The 20,260-nt window shown below is 59.7% G+C and carries 16 protein-coding genes; 10 read left to right on the top strand and 6 right to left on the bottom strand.

Features of this window, described 5'->3' with window-relative positions:
- The first annotated feature begins 7 nt into the window (after positions 1-7).
- Entirely contained in the window at positions 8-886 is an 879-nt protein-coding gene (locus tag ASC96_RS18785; RefSeq protein WP_060504660.1) for a DUF6492 family protein, read from the top strand.
- A 5-nt stretch (positions 887-891) separates the two neighbouring features.
- Here the strand turns inward: ASC96_RS18785 and ASC96_RS18790 are convergent, their stop codons facing one another.
- On the bottom strand, positions 892-2,157 hold the full coding sequence (locus ASC96_RS18790; RefSeq protein ID WP_060504661.1) for a lipopolysaccharide biosynthesis protein: 1,266 nt from the start codon (positions 2,155-2,157) through the stop codon (positions 892-894).
- 299 nt (positions 2,158-2,456) lie between these two features.
- Here ASC96_RS18790 and ASC96_RS18795 point away from each other — a divergent pair, with 299 nt between their 5' ends.
- Positions 2,457-4,427 (top strand): GumC family protein, encoded by a 1,971-nt coding sequence (locus tag ASC96_RS18795; RefSeq protein ID WP_162246372.1) that lies wholly within the window; start codon positions 2,457-2,459, stop codon positions 4,425-4,427.
- 206 nt (positions 4,428-4,633) lie between these two features.
- On the top strand, positions 4,634-5,533 hold the full coding sequence (gene folD / locus ASC96_RS18800) for a bifunctional methylenetetrahydrofolate dehydrogenase/methenyltetrahydrofolate cyclohydrolase FolD (protein ID WP_060504663.1): 900 nt from the start codon (positions 4,634-4,636) through the stop codon (positions 5,531-5,533).
- A gap of 20 nt (positions 5,534-5,553) precedes the next feature.
- Here the strand turns inward: folD and ASC96_RS18805 are convergent, their stop codons facing one another.
- Positions 5,554-6,585, bottom strand: coding sequence for a substrate-binding domain-containing protein (locus tag ASC96_RS18805; protein ID WP_060504874.1), 1,032 nt, complete (start codon positions 6,583-6,585; stop codon positions 5,554-5,556).
- 297 nt (positions 6,586-6,882) lie between these two features.
- On the opposite strand from ASC96_RS18805, the gene ASC96_RS18810 reads away from it, so the two are divergent.
- The 7 genes from ASC96_RS18810 to ASC96_RS18840 all read left to right on the top strand — a co-directional run bounded on the left by ASC96_RS18810 (position 6,883) and on the right by ASC96_RS18840 (position 14,618).
- Positions 6,883-8,241 (top strand): ABC transporter substrate-binding protein, encoded by a 1,359-nt coding sequence (locus tag ASC96_RS18810; RefSeq protein WP_060504664.1) that lies wholly within the window; start codon positions 6,883-6,885, stop codon positions 8,239-8,241.
- Between the two features lie 299 nt (positions 8,242-8,540).
- The gene (locus ASC96_RS18815; RefSeq protein ID WP_060504665.1) at positions 8,541-9,551 is read left to right on the top strand and encodes a sugar ABC transporter permease; all 1,011 of its coding nucleotides are present in this window, start codon (positions 8,541-8,543) and stop codon (positions 9,549-9,551) included.
- Position 9,552: 1 nt separating this feature from the next.
- On the top strand, positions 9,553-10,698 hold the full coding sequence (locus ASC96_RS18820) for a carbohydrate ABC transporter permease (protein ID WP_060504666.1): 1,146 nt from the start codon (positions 9,553-9,555) through the stop codon (positions 10,696-10,698).
- Positions 10,699-10,732: 34 nt separating this feature from the next.
- Positions 10,733-12,391, top strand: coding sequence for an alpha-glucosidase family protein (locus tag ASC96_RS18825; protein ID WP_156397669.1), 1,659 nt, complete (start codon positions 10,733-10,735; stop codon positions 12,389-12,391).
- A 66-nt stretch (positions 12,392-12,457) separates the two neighbouring features.
- A complete protein-coding gene (gene ugpC / locus ASC96_RS18830) occupies positions 12,458-13,546 on the top strand; it encodes a sn-glycerol-3-phosphate ABC transporter ATP-binding protein UgpC (RefSeq protein ID WP_060504667.1) in 1,089 nt (362 codons plus the stop codon).
- 148 nt (positions 13,547-13,694) lie between these two features.
- Positions 13,695-14,102, top strand: a complete 408-nt coding sequence (locus ASC96_RS18835; RefSeq protein WP_082512175.1) for a hypothetical protein — start codon at positions 13,695-13,697, stop codon at positions 14,100-14,102.
- A 150-nt stretch (positions 14,103-14,252) separates the two neighbouring features.
- The gene (locus ASC96_RS18840) at positions 14,253-14,618 is read left to right on the top strand and encodes a GFA family protein (RefSeq protein WP_060504669.1); all 366 of its coding nucleotides are present in this window, start codon (positions 14,253-14,255) and stop codon (positions 14,616-14,618) included.
- Between the two features lie 47 nt (positions 14,619-14,665).
- On the opposite strand, the gene edd is transcribed toward ASC96_RS18840, so the two are convergent.
- The 4 genes from edd to ASC96_RS18860 all read right to left on the bottom strand — a co-directional run bounded on the left by edd (position 14,666) and on the right by ASC96_RS18860 (position 20,255).
- Positions 14,666-16,486, bottom strand: a complete 1,821-nt coding sequence (gene edd, locus ASC96_RS18845) for a phosphogluconate dehydratase (protein WP_060504670.1) — start codon at positions 16,484-16,486, stop codon at positions 14,666-14,668.
- Positions 16,487-16,673: 187 nt separating this feature from the next.
- The gene (gene pgl, locus ASC96_RS18850) at positions 16,674-17,372 is read right to left on the bottom strand and encodes a 6-phosphogluconolactonase (RefSeq protein WP_060504671.1); all 699 of its coding nucleotides are present in this window, start codon (positions 17,370-17,372) and stop codon (positions 16,674-16,676) included.
- An 11-nt stretch (positions 17,373-17,383) separates the two neighbouring features.
- Positions 17,384-18,859: a glucose-6-phosphate dehydrogenase gene (gene zwf / locus ASC96_RS18855; RefSeq protein WP_060504672.1), complete on the bottom strand. Its 1,476-nt coding sequence runs from the start codon at positions 18,857-18,859 to the stop codon at positions 17,384-17,386.
- A gap of 109 nt (positions 18,860-18,968) precedes the next feature.
- Positions 18,969-20,255 carry an FAD-binding oxidoreductase gene (locus ASC96_RS18860; protein WP_060504876.1) on the bottom strand — a complete coding sequence of 429 codons (1,287 nt, stop codon included), beginning with the start codon at positions 20,253-20,255 and terminating at the stop codon, positions 18,969-18,971.
- Between the last annotated feature and the right edge of the window lie 5 nt (positions 20,256-20,260).

The raw sequence follows: 20,260 nt of genomic DNA on the forward strand, positions 1-20,260 counted from the left end.
AACCATCATGCGCACTGCTGTCGCTACAGCCTCCTACGCCAATGATTTCGAGCGCTGCCGGCTGCTGTGTGAAAGCATGGATATGCGGCTGAAGGGCGACTGGGTTCATTATCTGCTCGTGGCGCCCTTCGACGTGGCATTGTTCCGGCAGCTGGAAGGCTCACGGCGCCAGGTCATCAGCGAGAGCGATCTTTTGCCGTGGTGGCTGCGGGCCATTCCCGATCCGCTTTCAGCCGGTAGGCGCAAGCTCTGGATCAGCCCATACAGTTTGCCGCTGCGAGGCTGGCATGCCCAGCAACTGCGCCGTCTGGCACTGTCACGGCATATCGGCGAGGCAACGATGTTTGCCGTCGATTCCGACGTGGTGCTGTTGCGCGATTTCGATCCGGCCGACCTCTGGCAGGGCGGCCSCCTGACGCTCTATCGCCAGGATGGGGCTATCGGCGAGCGCATGCGCTCCAATCATCTCGAGTGGCTTGCTCATTCCGACCGGCTGCTGGGCATCGGTCCCTTCAGCCTGCCTGCCAACGATTACATCAATACGCTGATTGCGTGGCGTACCGACACCTGCCGGGCTCTGCTCGATCATGTCGAGGCCCTCCATGGCTGCAACTGGGTACGCGCCATCGTTCGTTCGCGCCAGTTTTCAGAATGCCTGATCTATGGCCGCTTTGTCGATGAGGTGCTGATGGGGGAGGGCCATGTCGCGTCTGCCGAAGGGCTTTGCCACGTGCTTTGGTTCGACGATAGCTATGCGCGCGATATCAGCGGGCTCAGGCATTTCATGCGGGATATGGGACCGCATCAGATCGGGATCGGCGTCCAATCCTTCGTCGGCCATGATCTCACCGACATCCGGAACGTTGTTCTCGAACGCGCCGCCTGATCCTGTCAGATGACCCGGCCGGTTTGGCTGCGCAGAGCGGAATAGGTGAGGGTAAAGGATGCGGCGTAAAGGGCCAGGTAGACAGCATTGATAAGCGGCGCCCAATAGGCAACATCCGTGCTGGTCTTGAAAACGGCGGCGAGCAGCGCGACCTTGATGATGCCTGCAATCACCAGATTGGCCATCCTGCGTACCGTTCGGCCGGTCGCGTAGAGCAATTCGGAGTGATATTCGACAAGATTGCGGAAGGATGGCACCAATAGCACCGCCATCATATAGGGCGCAGCCTCGGCGACGTTGTTTCCCAGGCCGCTCGGGAAGATCCAGAGATATCCCGCCATCGCTGCAATTGCCAGGAAGGATATGGCAGCTACCAGTGTCTCGATCGTCAGCCGGGTGCGCCAGGACGAGATCGTTGCGGGCGTGCGCATGATCTTCTGCACCAGGAGCGTATTGAACGAGCGCACCGGCAGCGCCGTCAGGTCGGCAAGCCGCATGATGATCGCATATATGCCGGAAACCTCCGGCCCGCCGATTGCAAGAACCGCGATCTTGTCGAATTCCGACTGGATATAGAACAGCACTTCGGCGCCAGCCACCGTGACCGAATCCGCCCAACGGCGAATATAGAGCGCCGGGCGAAAACGAAGCCGGACTTTCGGAAAAAACCACACCAGCGCGATCACGAGAGCAGCAAAGTTGGCGCCAAGATAGAAAAACGACCAGGTATCGAGCGATGCCGAGTGCGACAGCGAAAAGGCGAGCGCGGCAACGGTGCGGATGCCTGTACCGATCACCACCAGAAGGGCGGCGCGGCCGAAGCGCCCGAGACCGTTGAGAACGATAACAACGACCTCAAGCCCCCGCCAGCAAAGGATTTCGGCGGCCATCAAGGCACTGAAAACCACAAGCGCAACATCGCCTGCAAAAACGGCATAATAGACCGCAAGACAAAGGACAGCGATCAAGGGCAGCGACAGAAGCGCGCCGGCGGCGAAGCCGGCGCTATAGATGCCGACCAGCAAGGGCTTGACGGTTGCCACCCGGTAAAGCGGCGACATGAAACCAAAGGCAAGCACGCGGGAGATCATGATGCCTGCGGCCGATGCCGTGGCAAACAAGCCGAACTCGGCAATCGAAAGCCCGTTGGCAATGCAGATGAAATAGACCAGCGACAGCACAAGCCTGCCCGCAGACCCGCTCGTCATCGAGATATAGGCGTGAATGACGCTTTTATGGCGTGCGTAGAGGGTCTTTGCGAAATCGATCACGAGGATGGTCCGGATGTGCTGGCCCGTTCTAGCCGGGAAAGCTTAATGAGGGGTGTGGCCCTGCGGTTTCGTGGTCTCCCCGGAGATGAATTTGCAGTCTGTTAACGGTTTGTTTTCCATAAAAACTTAAGCTTCGTTCACAATTCGTCACTTTGCCCAATTGCGGGCGTTTGCAGGCATCGATGTTCGATCCGGAAGACAACAAAAGGACTGTGGTGCATCGCTCCCCGGCCGGCCCTGGATCGAGGGAGGCGGGGTCGTCTTTGCGTTCGCGCATGTCGGCGCGTGGCGGAGCGCCGGTGGCGCGGACCGCCAGCGAGTTGCTGGACCGTCTTGGCAGTCCTGCCGTGAAGCTGAAAATACCGGGCAATGATCAGCAGCCTGCCAAAGCATCAGTGGAAAAGCCGCCCGGGCGTTTCTCCGGCTGGTTCAAGGCAGGAAAAGCAACACTGGCCAGCCCAGTGCAAGCCGATGCTGTCCTCTCCCAGCCTGCCGTGAGCGCTGAAGTTTATTATGGAGAGCCGCAGGACCGGCCATTGATCGATATCGCCACCATCATGTCTTCCGTCTGGCAGCTGCGAAAGACCATCGTGGTGCTGACGGTGGCGGGTGCCGTCGGCGGTGTGTTGATCGCCATGTCGACCCCGAGTGTCTACGTTTCCCAAAGCAAGCTTTATGTCGATCCGCGCGAAGTCCGATTGACGGATTCCGATCTATCCAAGGAAAGCCTGGCAACTGAAGCGATCCTGGCGCTTGTCGACAGCCAGCTCGAAGTGTTGCGCTCGCGGACCGTTCTGGAAAAGGTTGCCATTGATCTGGGGCTGGACCGCGATGCCGAATTCGGCGGCGTATCGAGCGGCAAGGGCGGCATTTCCGACGGCATCGGCGTCATTCGCGACATCGTTTCCCCCGGCAAGGCGCAACCGGCGCCAGCGTCCGGCGTCAACCCGCGCACACTGGAAAAATTGAGCGACGCCGTTTCCGTATCGCGAGATCCGAAAACCTTCATCGTGACCATCGAGGTCAAGAGCCGGGATCCGGCCAAATCGGCACTGATCGCCAATCGCCTCGTGTCGACATTCCTCAGCGAGGAGCAGGCTGCCCAATCCGGTTTCTTCCAGCGGACGACGCAGGCGCTCGACAGCCGGTTGGCCGATCTGCGCACGGAACTGGACGCGGCTGAAAATGCGGTGGAGAAATACAAGGCCGACCACGACATTGTCGGTGCCGCCGGCGAGTTGATCTTCGACAAGCAGTTGCTGGCCCTCAATGATCAGGTCGGTGCCGTCCGCAATCGCATCGCCGATGCGCAGGCGAAGGTCGACCTGGCGGCCAGGATCAGCTTGAACGACGTCTTGAGCGGTGCATTTCCCGAAGAGGTGAGTTCCGTGACGCTTCAGGATCTGCGCAAGCAGTATTCCGAGGCGCGCGCCCAGCTGGGTGCGCTGGATGCGAGCCTTGGGCCGCGGCACCCGCAGCGCCTGGCTGCTGTCCAGTCGCTTGAGGTCGCACGCTCCGAAATTGGCAACGCGCTTCGCCGCATCGCCGCAACGGCGAAGACCGAACTCGACCGCGCGGTGCGGACGGAAAAGGATCTCGTCCAGCAACTGGCGGTGCAGAAGGCACAGCAGATGAACTCCTCCACCGGCTTCATCGAGCTGCGGGAGCTGGAGCGCAAGGCCACCGCAACCCGGACGATCTACGAATCCTTCCTCAAGCGGGCGAGTGAAACCGGCCAGGAGGAGAAACTGACCTCGAAGAATATCCGGGTGATCGCCTCGGCGCAGCCGCCGCTTCAGGCTACCGGGCCGTCCCGCAAGCTGATTGCGATCGGCGGCATGATGGCCGGCTTCATCGCCGGGGTCGGGCTGGGCATCGCGCTCGGCGCCTACCGCAGCCTCAAGGATCTGCTCCAGCGTTCGAGCCGGCCGGTTGCCGTGGCTCCACAGCGTGATCCTCCCGGAAGGGACGATCATCACCCGGATGGTCCGGGAACACGGCAGGAGATCGAGGATCCATTGCCCGCACCTGTGGCCTACCGGGCGCGGATGCCATCGGCGCATCACGTAGCCGCGTCCGCCGCAGCACTGTCAGCGTTTCCTCCGCGAAACGACGAGGCAGATGCGGCCAGTCTGCGGGACTATTTGCGTGAAATGCAGGATAGCACCACGGACAACGGCGATATCGCCGAAGTGCAGGAAAACCTGCGCGCGCTGCGATCGCGTGTCGAGCACTATGCGAAACAGCGGGCCGGCGGCCGGCGGTATTAGCGCTCTGTATCCATAGAGGCTGACTTGCCCCAGGCAGAAATCCCTCATGAATGATAGGAATGCAAATCGTCGTGATGTTTATGCTGGACCTGGCGCGGATCAGTGGTGAATTTATTCGATCTGAACAGCATAGGACGCATTGAGGCGAGCGCTGTTTTTTGCTGAAACTAGACTGAACAGAACAAACGAGAATCTGGGAGAACTCCGTGACGACCGTGATTGATGGCAAGCAAGTTGCAGCGTCGGTGATCGATGCCGTGAAAACCGCATCGCAGGCATTGACCGAACAGACCGGCGTCAAGACCGGTCTCGCCGTCGTCATCGTCGGAAATGATCCGGCAAGCCACGCCTATGTCTCCTCCAAGAGCAAGATGGCCAAGGAATGCGGCTTTACCTCGGTTCAGCATACGCTGCCGGAGGAAACGACGCAGGAAGAACTGGCTACTCTCGTTCAGACACTTAACAGGGATGAGAGCCTGCACGGCATTCTCGTCCAGCTTCCGCTGCCAAAACATTTGAATTCCGAACCGATCATTCAGTCCATTCTGCCGGAAAAGGATGTCGATGGTCTGCATGTCGTCAATGCCGGCAAATTGGCGACGGGCGATCTCGATGGCGGTCTCGTCTCCTGCACGCCTGCTGGCGCCATGGTGTTCGTCAAGCGCACGCATGGAGAGGACCTCTCGGGGCTGAATGCCGTCGTCATCGGCCGTTCCAACCTGTTCGGCAAACCGATGGCGCAGCTGCTGCTTGCCGCCAATGCGACGGTGACCATCGCCCATTCGCGCACCAAGGATCTACCGGGTGTCTGCCGCAATGCCGATATTCTGGTCGCCGCTGTCGGCCGCCCGGAGATGGTCAAGGCCGATTGGGTGAAGCCCGGCGCCACCGTCATCGATGTCGGCATCAACCGTATTGCTGCGCCTGAAAAAGGTGAAGGAAAGTCGCGTCTGGTCGGTGATGTTGCCTTCCAGGAATGCGCAAAGGTAGCCGCTGTCATTACGCCTGTGCCTGGAGGCGTCGGCCCGATGACCATCGCGATGCTGATGGCCAACACGGTCATCGCCGCCTACCGCAAGGCCGGTAAGACCGCACCAAAGTTCTGATCCGGAAAAAGCGGACGATCTTACGATTTCGGAGCAGGGCCGGTCGAGGCCCTGACGATCAGTTCCGTTCGCCACAGCTCCTGTTCCGGATAATCTCCCGTCTTCAAGATGCGCGAGATTAGCCGGGTGGCGATCCGTGATCCTGCCGCCCGAAGTGATGAACGCGTGGTCGTCAGCGGTACGCTGAAGTTTTCCGGTTTCAGCATCGGCAGCACGTCGTCATGGGCAATCAGCGAAATATCCTCGCCCATCTGCAGCCCGGCCCGATGGATTGCCCTGACTGCGCCAAGCGCGATCACGGTGCTGGAGCAAAGAACGGCGGTCGGCGGCTCACCCTGTTCAAGAAACTGTTGCATGGCGCGGTGACCATATTCGTCGGTCATCAGTGAATTCTGAACCAGCCTTTCATCGAACTGCAGCCCGTTCTCCTCGAGTGCGCGGCGCATTCCCTTCAGGCGGCGAATGGAGAAGGTCAGGTTTCCCGGGCCGTTGATCAGCGCAATCCGCCGGTGCCCCAACTGAATGAGCAATCGCGTCGCATCATAAAAGGCACCGGTATTGTCGATATCGAGAAACGGATAGTCGGCGGGCTGGCCGACCGCCCGGCCATGGACAACGAAGGGGATCGACAGGGATTTCAGCATGGCGATGCGCGGATCGTTGGCCCGCACATAGGCGAGAAACAGGGCATCGACATTGCCGCTGGCGGCCAGCCGCTTGAAGGTCGCCTCCTCGTCGTCGGGCGCGCTCGGATTGATGACGAAATGGAAATCGTGCCGGACGGATTCTTCGCCAAGCCCGGCAAGGAATTCGCCGAAATGCACATCGGAATCGATGCCTTGCGCGATCGGCATGACCAGCCCGATCGAGCCTGCGCGCCCTGTTGCCAGTCTTTGAGCCGCACGGTTTGGCCGGTAGCCCGTTTCGCGGACCGCGCTCAAGACACGCTGGCGTGTTTCGGCGTTGACTTCCGGATAGCCGTTGAGTGCCCGGCTGACTGTCGTTTGCGACAGGCCCAACATCTCCGCCAGCTGTTTCAAATTCACGTTCATGGCAAGCGCGCACTCCCAAAGCGCTTTGATTTGTATTTTGTTTTTGCTTTCAAACTCCAACGCGCGACGGATTTTGTATCATCGGCTTTACGCATCAACCAGAAAAATCAGCTGCATTGCATTGCAAACCTTCGCTGCACTGCAGGAAGTGGGCCTTAATTCGACCTTTAAGGGAAAGCTCTTGACTTGGTGCCTGTCGCAATGGTTTGTTAGCAAACTCAAAGCGCTTTGAATTTTGGCGGCGCTGCGGTGTTCGCCCGGCATCAATGGGTCGGGTCTTTCTTGGGAGGAAATGACGTGAAGAGAACATTCTTGTTGGGAGTGGCGGCGCTTGCGCTTGTGGCGGGTGCCACCAACGCCGCCGAGCTGAAATTCAAGCCGGGCGAAGATTCAAAATTCAACTGGGCAAGCTTCGAAGAGTTCAAGAAGGGTCATGACCTGAAGGGTCAGACGCTGACCATCTTCGGTCCCTGGCGTGGCGAAGACGAAGCCTTGGCGCAGTCCATGCTCGATTACTTCCGCGATGCGACCGGCGTCGATGTAAAATATTCCTCGTCCGAGAATTATGAACAGCAGATCGTTATCGACACGCAGGCCGGCAGCCCGCCGGATGTCGCCATCCTACCGCAGCCGGGCCTGATCGCCGATCTCGCTTCGAAGGGCTATCTGACGCCGCTCGGCGACGAGACCCAGAAGTGGCTGCTCGACAATTATGCTGCCGGTCAGTCGTGGGTCGATCTTTCGACCTATGCCGGCAAGGACGGCAAGAAGGCTCTTTACGCGTTTCCTTACAAGATCGACGTGAAGTCGCTGGTCTGGTACGTGCCGGAAAATTTTGAGGATTCGGGCTATGAAGTTCCGAAGACGATGGAAGACTTGAAGGCGCTGACCGAAAAGATCGTTGCCGATGGCGGCACGCCGTGGTGCATTGGTCTCGGTTCCGGCGGTGCGACCGGCTGGCCGGCCACCGACTGGGTCGAAGACATGATGCTGCGCACGCAGCCGGCCGACGTCTATGACAAGTGGGTCACCAATGCCATTCCGTTCAACGACCCGGCTGTCGTCGGCGCCATTGATGAATTCGGCTGGTTCGCCAAGAACGACAAGAACGTTGATGGTGGCGCCGCTGCGGTTGCCTCCGCCGACTTCCGCGACAGCCCGAAGGGCCTGTTTGCGTCGCCGCCGAAGTGCTACCTGCATCATCAGGCATCGTTCATCCCGTCCTTCTTCCCGGAAGGTACCAAGGTTGGCGAAGACGCAGACTTCTTCTATATGCCGCCTTACGCAAGCAAGCCCGAACTCGGAAATCCGGTTCTCGGTGCTGGCACGCTGGCCATGATCACCAAGGATACGCCGGCAGCACGCGCCTTCATCGAGTTCCTTGAAACGCCGATCGCGCATGAAGTCTGGATGGCCCAGACCAGTTTCCTGACACCGCTGAAGAGTGCGAACAAGGATGTTTATGCCAACGGCCCGATGAAGAAGCAGGGAGAAATCCTGCTCAACGCCACGACCTTCCGTTTTGACGGTTCCGACCTGATGCCTGGCAAGATTGGCGCCGGCGCATTCTGGACCGGTATGGTCGATTACGTTGGCGGCAAGTCGGCCAAGGATGTCGCGGACGGCGTCCAGAAGGCTTGGGATTCGATCAAGTAGGATCGCTTGATACGCAGCGGCTCCCGGCGAAAACCCCGGAGCCGCACTTCAAAAGACTGCGAAGCCTGAAGTGCTGTTCGCCAAGCCGCCCGGTAGAGTTGGTACGGCGGAACGGCTTGGGGAAAGCTGACAAAAGAAGCCCGTTGAAATGAACACGTCCTTGCCGGCCGCCGTTTAGGTTCGGGCATGCGAGTGACGTGATCATTCTGGCCGCACATGATCTCCCGAAAAGCCGGGAGCCATAGGCCAAGGGGCGGGCAGGCCGTTGATCCGGCCTTATTCCTGGGGAGGACGTTGCCATGCAGCAGTTGATTTTTGCCATTGCCACGATGGCCGCCGGCGTTCTTGGCTGCGCCGCCTATTTCTTCGGCACGAACTGGATACTCGACAAGCTGTTTCCTTCGAAAGGCCTGACGGGGCCGGTCGCCTCACGCAATCTGCGCATCACCAATGCCATCCGGCCATGGCTCTTCCTCGGTCCGGCGTTGTTGTCGCTGACCATTTATCTCATCTATCCGGTGATCGCTTCCGTCTGGCTCAGTCTGCATGACAGGGCGGGCGAGAATTTCGTCGGTCTGAACAACTTCATCTGGATGTTCAACGACGGCGAATTCCGCCAGTCGATCTATAACAACTTCCTCTGGCTGCTGGTCGTGCCCGCTGCCGCGACGTTCTTCGGCCTGATCATCGCAGCGCTGACCGATCGCATCTGGTGGGGCAATATCGCCAAGACGCTGATCTTCATGCCGATGGCGATCTCCTTCGTCGGTGCCTCGGTCATCTGGAAATTCATCTACGATTATCGTGCCGAAGGCACGGCGCAGATCGGTCTCCTGAATGCTGTCGTCGTCTATTTCGGCGGCACGCCTGAAGCCTGGGTGACGTTACCCTTCTGGAACAATTTCTTCCTGATGGTGATCCTCATCTGGATCCAGACCGGCTTCGCCATGGTGATCCTGTCGGCCGCTTTGCGCGGTATTCCGGAGGAGACAATCGAGGCCGCTGTCATCGACGGCGCCAATGGCCTGCAGATTTTCTTCAAGATCATGATCCCGCAGATGTGGGGCACGATCGCCGTTGTCTGGACCACCATCACCATTCTGGTGCTGAAGGTCTTCGACATCGTTCTCGCCATGACCAACGGGCAGTGGCAAAGCCAGGTTCTCGCCAATCTGATGTTCGACTGGATGTTCCGCGGGGGCGGTGACTTCGGCCGCGGCGCTGCGATCGCCGTCATCATCATGGTGCTGGTGATCCCGATCATGATCTGGAACATCCGCAACGCAGCCAAGGAAATGGAGGGCCATTGAGATGATTGCTTCTTCCCGCTCCCCCCTCATCTGGGTCGTCCATCTTTCCGTGATCCTGCTTGTCACTCTGTGGACCCTGCCGACCGCCGGCCTTTTGATCTCGTCGTTGCGCGACAAGGATCAGCTTGCCGTTTCCGGTTGGTGGACGGCTCTGTCGACCTCATCACAGAACATGACCGGCCGCGCGGCTTCCCCCGAAACGCAGATAGAACGTGACGGCAAGTTCGTTATCGCCGGCAATCTGCTGGAGGGCAGCGATGCCAAGGTCTCGGCCTTCGGCTTCCGGCCGCTGCAGCCCACCGCCTTTGAGGTTGGCGCCGTCGCTGATATCGGCGACGGACAGACGCTGACCGTCAAGGACGATGGCAGCTATGAAATCGTCTCGCCTACGCGCATGGAAGGCACCCGCGGCCAGCGTATTTTCTATACTGCTGCCGTTCCGCCGCGCTTCACCTTCGATAATTACCGCGAAGTGATGCGGGCTGCCGGCATCGGGGCGTCGTTCATCAACTCGCTGACCGTCGCCATTCCGGCAACGGTCATCCCGATCCTGGTCGCTGCCTTCGCTGCCTATGCGCTGGCCTGGATGAAGTTTCCCGGCCGGGCGATCCTGATCGCCGTCGTTGTCGGCCTGCTGGTTGTGCCGCTGCAGATGTCGCTGATCCCGCTGTTGAAATTGTACAATGGTGTCGGCGCGTTCTTCGGTGTTCCGGCCAAGACCTATGTCGGCATCTGGCTGGCACATATGGGCTTCGGCTTGCCGCTCGCCATTTACCTCCTGCGCAACTACATGGCCGGCCTGCCGCGCGAGATCATGGAATCGGCCCGCGTCGATGGCGCCAGCGATTTCGACATTTTTATCAAGATCATCCTGCCGCTGTCGTTCCCCGCTCTCGCATCCTTCTCGATCTTCCAGTTCCTGTGGACCTGGAACGATCTTCTGGTCGCCATGGTTTTCCTTGGAACCGGTAATGACGAGCTGGTCCTCACGGGTCGCCTGGTCAACCTGCTTGGTTCGCGCGGCGGCAACTGGGAAATCCTGACGGCCTCGGCCTTCATCACCATCATCGTACCCCTGATCGTCTTCTTCACCCTGCAGCGCTACCTCGTGCGCGGCCTGCTGGCGGGATCGGTCAAGGGCGGCTGAGACTTCACAAACAAAGACTTCTACAGGAATGACTATGAGTATGACCCAGACAAGTGGCTCCACATTGCAGGCCGACCGGGACTGGTGGCGGGGTGCGGTGATCTACCAGATCTATCCGCGATCCTACCAGGACTCGAACGGTGACGGCATCGGTGACCTGAAAGGCATCACCGCCCGCCTGCCGCACGTTGCCTCGCTGGGCGTCGATGCAATCTGGATCTCGCCGTTCTTCACCTCGCCGATGAAGGATTTCGGCTATGACGTGTCGAACTATACGGGCGTCGATCCGATCTTCGGTCTGCTTGCCGATTTCGATGCGCTGATCGCCGAAGCCCACCACCTCGGGATCCGCGTGATGATCGATCTGGTGTTGTCCCATACCTCCGATCAGCACCCGTGGTTTGCCGAAAGCCGGTCGAGCCGCTTCAATCCCAAGGCGGACTGGTATGTCTGGGCCGATTCCAGGCCAGACGGCACGCCGCCGAACAACTGGATGTCGATCTTCGGCGGCTCGGCATGGCAGTGGGATTCCACGCGTCTGCAATATTACATGCACAACTTCCTGACCTCGCAGCCGGACCTCAATCTGCACAATCCCGAAGTGCAGGACGCGCTGCTGGCGGTCGAGCGCTTCTGGCTGGAACGGGGCGTCGATGGCTTCCGGCTGGATACGATCAACTTCTACTTCCACGACCTGGAACTGCGCGACAACCCGGCGCTGGCGCCTGAGCGCCGCAATGCCAATACGGCACCGGCGGTCAACCCATACAATTATCAGGAACATCTCTACGACAAGAACCGCCCGGAAAACCTCGAATTCCTCAAGCGCTTCCGCGCCGTCATGGACGAGTTCCCGGCGATTGCCGCCGTCGGCGAAGTCGGGGACAGCCAGATCGGTCTTGAGATCGCCGGGCAGTATACGTCCGGCAATGACAAGATGCACATGTGCTACGCCTTCGAATTCTTGGCGCCCGATCCGTTGACCCCGGCCGGCGTCGCGCAGGTGCTGCACGATTTTGCCCGCGCAGCCCCGGAAGGCTGGGCCTGCTGGGCGTTTTCCAATCACGACGTTGTTCGCCATGTCAGCCGCTGGGGCAAGGGCATCGCCGATCAGGATGCGCATGCAAAATTCCTGGCCAGTCTGCTGATGACCCTGCGCGGCTCGGTCTGCATCTATCAGGGCGAAGAGCTTGGCCTGACCGAAGCCGAGCTCGCCTTTGAAGATCTGCAGGACCCCTACGGCATTCAGTTCTGGCCGGATTTCAAGGGCCGCGACGGCTGCCGCACGCCGATGGTCTGGGACAAGAATGCCGTCAACGGTGGCTTTGGCGAGGGCAAGCCGTGGCTGCCGGTGCCGAAAGAACATCTCGCCCGCGCCGTTTCAGAACAGCAGACGGACCCGAATTCGGTTCTCAACCACTACCGGCGGTTTCTCGCATTCCGCAAGCAGCATCCGGCCTTTGCCAAGGGCGACATCGAGTTTCGCGCCTACGAAGCGCCGCTGCTCGGCTTTGAACGCAAGTCCGGCAACGAGACGATTTTGTGCCTGTTCAACATGAGCAACGAAGCGGTGACCATCGAACGGCCGGTTGAAAAGCTCGATGTGCTCGAAGGCCATGGATTCGGATCGGCATTGACCGGCGACACCATCACACTACCGGCCTGGAGCGGCTTTTTTGCCCGGGTCGACTGAATGGGATCAACCGGTTCGGATGAATGGAGAACCGGTCAGAAACGAGAGAATGAAGGGGAGGATGACATGGCAGGTTTGCAACTGAAGAATATCCGCAAGTCCTATGGCGCGGTGGATGTCATCCATGGCATCGATCTGGATATCACGCAGGGCGAATTCGTCGTCTTCGTCGGCCCCTCCGGCTGCGGAAAATCGACGCTGCTACGGATGATCGCCGGCCTTGAGGAAATCTCTGGTGGCGAAATGTATATCGCTGGCCGTCAGGTCAACGATGTGCCGCCATCGCAGCGTGGCATTGCCATGGTCTTCCAGTCCTATGCGCTGTATCCGCACATGACGGTCTACGACAACATGGCCTTCGGTATGCGGATCGCCAAGGAATCCAAAGAAGAGATCGACCGCCGCGTGCGCTCGGCCGCCGATATCCTGCAACTCACCAAGTATCTCGATCGCCTCCCCAAGGCGCTCTCCGGCGGTCAGCGGCAGCGCGTCGCCATCGGTCGTGCCATTTGCCGCAACCCGAAGGTCTTCCTGTTTGATGAGCCACTGTCGAACCTCGATGCTGCGTTGCGTGTCGCAACCCGTATCGAGATCGCCAAATTGAGCGAGTCCATGCCGGATACGACGATGATCTACGTTACGCACGATCAGGTGGAGGCGATGACGCTCGCCGATCGCATTGTCGTACTCTCGGCGGGGCACATCGAGCAGGTCGGCCCGCCTCTGGAACTCTATGAACGCCCGGCCAACCTTTTCGTGGCCCGCTTCATCGGCTCTCCCGCGATGAACATCATTCCGGCCAAGATTGTTGGAACCGGCGCTGAAACCACCGTCGAACTGCCGGGCGGCAAGAAGGACGTGCTTGATATCGCAACGGCCGCCTCTGAAAACGGCAAGGCGGCAAGTTTCGGCGTGCGGCCAGAAGACCTGCGTGTTTCGACTGGCGACAGCTTCCTGTTCGAAGGCACGGTCGCCATCATCGAAGCTTTGGGTGAAGTGACGCTTCTCTATATCGAAGGGCTGGTTGCCAACGAGCCGATCATCGCCAAGGTGCCTGGTATCCTCGACATCAAGCGGGGCGAGAAGGTACGCTTTACGGCCGACAAGGCAAAGCTGCATCTGTTTGATGAGAATGGAAAAAGCTACCGGGCATAGAGCGGTCCAGTATCCTCAAGACCCGCCTGGGCGTGTGATTCCGGGCGGGCTTTTTTACGCGCGGTGTGCCACAATCGGACGCTGACTCACGCTCTGTTAAATCTCCAGCGCTAAAGTTCAAAAAAAACAAAGGTGCATGGAGAAAAAGATGCGGGGACAGACATCAGATAAACCGACATATCTCAGCCGGGAAGAGTCGTTCATGTACGACCGGGAAGCCAACTTCCCGATGGAGGACACACGCAACGATGCCCGGATCGAGTACACTGAAAACGGTATGCTCAATCTCACCTCCCGCCGCTGTGAACTGCTGAAAATATCGAAAAGCAGTGCGGTTCTGGGCATCGCCACGCAGTTCAAGCTGCCGCAGAATTTCTATCTCGATATTCCCAGCGCCCGCATCGGCATGGTCGGCTGCATCGTCAAGCGCGTGCATGCCAACAACATCATCGAAGCCCGGTTCCTGCGGCTTATGTCCGAGCGCGATCTCAATCGGATCTTCGTCTATTCGACACACCCCAATCATCGTAATCGCGTGCTCGATATCTATAGCTGATCTTCCTGCTGCATCGCTCTGTGGTTGGGCTGGCATTTCTCCTCCGTCTCGGAGAGGAGGGTGCCGGCTTTCCCATGCGCGCAAGCGCTTGACTTCATCTGCGGGAGGCGGATTGATAGATGCCGAGTGATTGAAGCGAGACGATGACCGATGAAACGACCCTATCGCCTTTCCTGTCATTGCGGCGATATCTGCTTTGAAATCGATGCCGAGATTTCCGAGGTGGTCGAATGCAACTGCTCGACATGTCGCCGCTCGGGCTTCCTGCACTGGAAGGTTCCGGCAAGCAAGATCACACTCGTCAACGAAAAACGCCGGATTTCTACCTATGTCTGGCGTAGCATCACCGAAGGCCACCATTTCTGCGCGACATGCGGCGTTGCCCTGATGCGCAGCGGCTATCCGGGTGAACGCGTGTCTGTGAACGCGCGCTGTATTGAAGGCATCGATATTTTCGAACTGAACATCGAACGTTACGATGGCCGGAGTGACATGCATCCCGGGCCGCTACCGTAAAACTTTAAGTTTGCTAAGCCCTCGATTTTCCGTCGAGGGCGTAGCTTTCAGTGAAAGAAGACGCTCGCGCCGTGTTCTGCGGCGCCGACGGCCGAGCGGAAAGGCGCAAACATTTCACGGCCCATGCCAAAGTCATTCTCTGACAGATCGGCTTCGGCCGGCGCCCGGCTGGCCAACTCGGCAGCATCGACCAGCACCTGGATCGTGCCGTGAATGGCATCCAGCCGGATGATGTCGCCTTCGCGGATTTTCGAAATCGGTCCGCCATCCTTGGCCTCGGGCGTCATGTGGATGGCCGACGGCACCTTGCCGGAGGCGCCGGACATGCGGCCGTCGGTGACCAGCGCCACCGTCTGGCCGCGGTCCTGCAGGATGCCGAGCACAGTGGTGAGCTTGTGCAATTCCGGCATGCCATTGGCTTTCGGCCCCTGGAAGCGGACGACAGCAACGAAGTCACCCTCCAGCTTGCCGTCCTTGAAGGCCGCCTGCAGTTCCGACTGATCGTGGAAGATTTTTGCTGGTGCTTCGATGACGTGACGCTCCGGCTTGACCGCCGAAATCTTGATGACAGCCTTGCCCAGATTGCCGGTCAGCATCTTCAAGCCGCCGGAATGCTGGAAGGGATGTTCGACGGTCGAAAGCACCTTTGGATCGTGGCTGACCTCCGGTGCCGGTTCGCGGGCGACGGTACCGTTAGCGCCAAGCTTGACGTCGATCGCATAGGCATCCAGCCCCTGGCCGAAGACGGTGCGCACGTCGTCATGCAACAGGCCATGCTTCAAGAGTTGGCTGATCAGGTAACCCATGCCGCCCGCGGCGTGGAAGTGGTTCACGTCTGCCAGGCCATTCGGATAGACGCGGGCGAGCAGCGGGATGATGTCGGAAAGCTCGGAAATATCCTGCCATGTCAGCGCGATACCGGCCGAACGGGCCATGGCGACGAGGTGCATCGTGTGGTTGGTCGAGCCGCCAGTCGCATGTAGGCCGATAACGCCGTTGACGATCGACCGCTCGTCGATCATTTCGCCGGCAGGGGTGTATTCGTTGCCGAGCGCGGTAATGGCTAGCGCCCGCTTGGTGGCTTCCTTCGTCAGCGCGTCGCGCAGCGGCGTGCCTGGATTGATGAAGGAAGCGCCGGGCAGGTGGAAGCCCATGATCTCCATCAGCATCTGGTTGGAATTGGCCGTGCCGTAGAACGTGCAGGTGCCGGGGCCGTGGTAGGATTTGGATTCTGCTTCCAGAAGTTCCTCGCGGCCGACCTTGCCTTCGGCAAACAGTTGGCGAACACGCGATTTTTCGTCGTTCGGCAAGCCTGTTGTCATCGGACCGGCCGGAATGAACACGGCGGGCAGATGGCCGAAGGTCATGGCGGCAATCATCAGGCCGGGCACGATCTTGTCGCAGACGCCGAGATAGACGGTCGAATCGAACATGTTGTGCGACAGGCCGACGCCTGCCGCCATGGCGATCAGGTCGCGGGAAAACAGCGAAAGCTCCATGCCCGGCTGTCCTTGGGTGACGCCATCGCACATGGCCGGAACTCCGCCAGCCACCTGCGCCACACCACCGGCTTCATGGGCCGCCTGGCGGATCAGGGCCGGATAGGTTTCGAACGGCTGATGGGCAGACAGCATGTCGTTATAGGAGGTGATGATCCCGAGATTGGGTACTTCGTCGCCCGAGAGCGCCACTTTCTCGGAGGGGGAACAGACGGCGAAGCCATGAGCCAGGTTACCACAGCCGAGAACCGAACGGGTGACACGCTTGGATGCAGCCGAACGCACGCGAGCAAGATAGGGCTCGCGGTAGGGCTTCGAGCGTTCAACGATGCGGGCGGTAATCGCAGCAATACGGCTGTCGGCGGACATGGCAATCCTGTTCCGGAGTGGTCGGCACTCCTGTGGTCGGCATGGTTGCGGTTATCCGGGTCTTGGGTCCCCGGATTGCGGGCTTAAAGCGTGTCGCGCAAAAGTGGTCAGCGGTTTTGCGATAACGACATGCGTAAAATCAAAGGCCCAAAGCGCAGGAAGCGATCCTCAGAGATCGCGCCCCGCTTTAGGGTGCCCAGTAAATCTGAAGCGGGGAGGCGGCCCGGCGCAATATCGCCCGGATCGGCATCTCCGCCTCGTCACCGGGCGCTTCAGCCTTGGCAAGAACGTCCTTCTTGGCCGCTCCCTCAATATGGAGCACCAGAAGTCGGGCATCCTGAAGGCTGGAGAATGTAAATGTCAGACGCGGCTCGCCGGCTCCTTCGGCTTCCATCGTCATCACGCCGCGGGGCGTTGCCGGATCAAGTGCTTCCGCAAGGCGCGAACCACCCGGAAAGAACGAGGCCGTGTGTCCATCGCCGCCCATGCCGAGAATGGCGACATCGAAGGGACAGCCGAGCGTGGCAGTCTGTTTCACCGCGGCGGCCGCTGCTTCTTCAGCCGTCGCCGCCGGATAATAAAGCGGCTGGAAGCGCGCTGCGGCTGCAGCATTGGTGAGCAGGTTGTCCTTGACGAGCTTCTCGTTCGAGCGGTCGCTGTCGGGTGCGACGAAGCGCTCATCGATCAGGGTCACGGTGACCTTGGCCCAGTCGATGGCCTTGCCGGACAGCGCCTTGAAAAACGCCTTTGGCGTCGAGCCGCCGGAGACGGCGATGCACGCTTCTCCGCGCGTTGCAACAGCGGATGACAGGGCTGCAGCCACTGCTTCCGCAAGGCCCTCAGCCAGATCAGCACCATTGTCGAATACATGCATCGCAGCCGTCATGGCTTTCGTCCTCAGATCACTTCATGCCAGGTGCGGCCGTCCCGCTCGATCAGCGCGATGGCCTGGCTCGGTCCCCAGGTGCCGGCTGTGTAGGCCTGGACCTGCTGGTTGACGGCTTCCCAGGACTTCAGGATCGGATCGACCCAGCGCCATGCGGCTTCGACTTCGTCGCGGCGCATGAACAGGGTCTGGTTGTTGCGCACCACGTCGAGCAGCAGGCGCTCATAGGCGTCGGCGCTGCGGGCATTGAAGGCTTCGGCAAACGTCATGTCGAGCGAGACGTTGCGCAGGCGCATGCCGCCCGGGCCCGGGTCCTTGATCATCAGCGACTGCTTGACGCCTTCATCGGGCTGCAAGCGGATAATCAACTGGTTGGCCTCGATGCGGCCTGCGGCCTCGTCGAAGATCGAATGCGGGATCGGCTTGAAGGTGATGACGATTTCCGACATACGGCCGGCCATGCGCTTGCCGGTCCGGATGTAGAAGGGAACGCCGGCCCAACGCCAATTGTTGATTTCGGCCTTGATGGCAACGAAGGTCTCGGTGTTGGAGACGCCGCCTTCGAGCTCCTCGAGGTAGCCCTTGACCGCGCCACCTGCCGAAGCGCCAGCCTTGTACTGGCCACGCACCGTCATCTTCTCGACATTGCCCGGATTGATCGGCTTCAGCGCGCGCAGGACCTTCAGCTTTTCGTCGCGTACGGCTTCGGCGTTCATCGACGGCGGAACTTCCATGGCGACCAGGCAGAGGAGCTGAAGGATATGGTTCTGCACCATGTCGCGAAGGGCGCCAGCCTTGTCATAGTAGCCGGCACGGCTTTCAAGCCCGACCGACTCGGCAACCGTGATCTGGATGTGATCGATGTAGGACGAGTTCCACAGCGGCTCGTACAATGCGTTGGCAAAGCGCAGCGCCATCAGGTTCTGCACAGTTTCCTTGCCGAGATAATGGTCGATACGGAAGATCTGCTCTTCCTTGAAGACCTTGCCGATCGTGTCGTTGAGTTCCAGCGCCGAGGCAAGGTCGCGGCCGATCGGCTTTTCGACGACGATGCGCGTCGTCTTGGTGATCAGCTTGTGGTCGCGGATCTTTTCCGAGATGTCGCCGAAGATTGCGGGTGCTACCGCAAGATAGAATGCGCGGACGCGGTCCTTGCCTTCATCGAGAAGCGCCTTCAGCTGATCCCAGCCACCATCGGATTTGGCATCGACCGGCACGTAGAACAGGCGGTCGGTGAAGATCTTGACCTGCGCCTCGTCATACTCGCCTGTCTTCAGGTGCTCCTTGAGGGCATCAGCGGCAAATTTGCGGTATTCTTCATGGCTGAGCACGCTGCGCGAAGCGCCGATGATGCGTGTCGGATCGCTCAGTTGGCCATCCAGCTGACGATGATAAAGGGCTGGAAGCAATTTGCGCTCGGCAAGGTCGCCGGTGCCTCCAAAAACCACATAGTCAAAGGGTTCCACAGGAATGATCTGGCTGCTCATGAGAAATCTCGATCTCGTTCTGGTCTGAGGAGTGTATAATCTAATCGATTTAAAAGCGCTAGGGTGCGACGCAACAAATTGCGTTTCACCCGCTTTTCAGATGCGGCTTTTAAAATTTGTCGCGCAAGGCATACCAGCTGAGTGCAACGAACAAAAGCACGGAACGGAACCGCGTGCCGCCGGGAAATGCTGGAATGTTCAGCTCCCGGAACAGGTCGAGGTCCGAGCGGTTGCCAGTGACCATGTCGGAATAGAGCTTGCCGCAATAGTTTGACAGCATGACGCCATGGCCGGAATAGCCGCCAATCGAGGTAACGCCGGGCATGACTTCGCGCACGAAAGGCTGGCGCGGCAACGTGATGCCGACCGAACCGCCCCAGGCATGGGTCATTTCCACATTGGCGAGCGACGGGTAGATTTCGCTGATCTGCCGGCGGATATGCTCGGAAATCTCACGGGGATTGTCGGCCGTATAGGCCTCGCGGCCACCGAACAGCAGGCGTCCGTCTTTGGATTTGCGGAAATAGCGCACGACGAAGCGCGAATCGGCAACGGCCTCGCCCCCTGGCAGCACATCCGGAAAGTCGCTGAGCACCTTGGTGGCGCCGATGAACGAGCGGATCGGCATGACATGGCGCGCCGTCACCGGCTCGAGATTGCCGATATAGCCGTTGCAGGCAATCAAAGCGCGGTCGGCACTGATCGTGCCCTTGTCCGTCTCGATGCTGACGCGGCCGCCGGCCTGATTGATCTTCAACGCCTTGGTCTGCTCATGCAGCGAGGCACCGGCCAGTACCGCTTGCTTTGCCAGCCCGACCAGCAGTTTCATCGGCTGGATATGGCCGGTGCCGGTATCGCGGATGCCGAACAGGTAACGCTTCGAGCCCAGCCGCGTCACGGTTTCGTCGCGGCCCATGAAGCTCTGATGCGGATAGCCATAACGCGTTGCGGCGATCTCGACGCTGTCGCGATACTCCTTTTCTGAACGTGATTTATGACAGACGTTCATCTGCCCCTCGACATATTCAATGTCGATGTCATGCGCGGATGCAAAGTCGAGAAGATGTTTCTTCGCGTCCTCGGCAAGATCAAACAGCGCCTTGGACCGCTCAAAGCCGAGCGTGCCTTCCATCTCTTCGGGAGACCAGCGCTGGCCGGTACCGAGCTGGCCGCCATTGCGGCCGGAGGCGCCATCGCCAAAACGATAGGCATCGATCAACGTGACGCGAACACCCTTTTTCGCCAGATTGTAGGCCGCCTGCAGCCCGGTGAAGCCGCCGCCGACGATGGCGACATCAGTTTCCACCGAGCCTGAGAGAGCCGGGTATTCCGGCCGCTCGGCGACGTTGGACTCATACCAGGAAATCCCCGGTGAGATCGGGCTTTGCCAGGGCATGGCTG

Origin of the sequence: Rhizobium sp. Root1204 (assembly GCF_001424965.1) — a bacterium.
In the GTDB taxonomy this organism is placed as follows: domain Bacteria; phylum Pseudomonadota; class Alphaproteobacteria; order Rhizobiales; family Rhizobiaceae; genus Pararhizobium.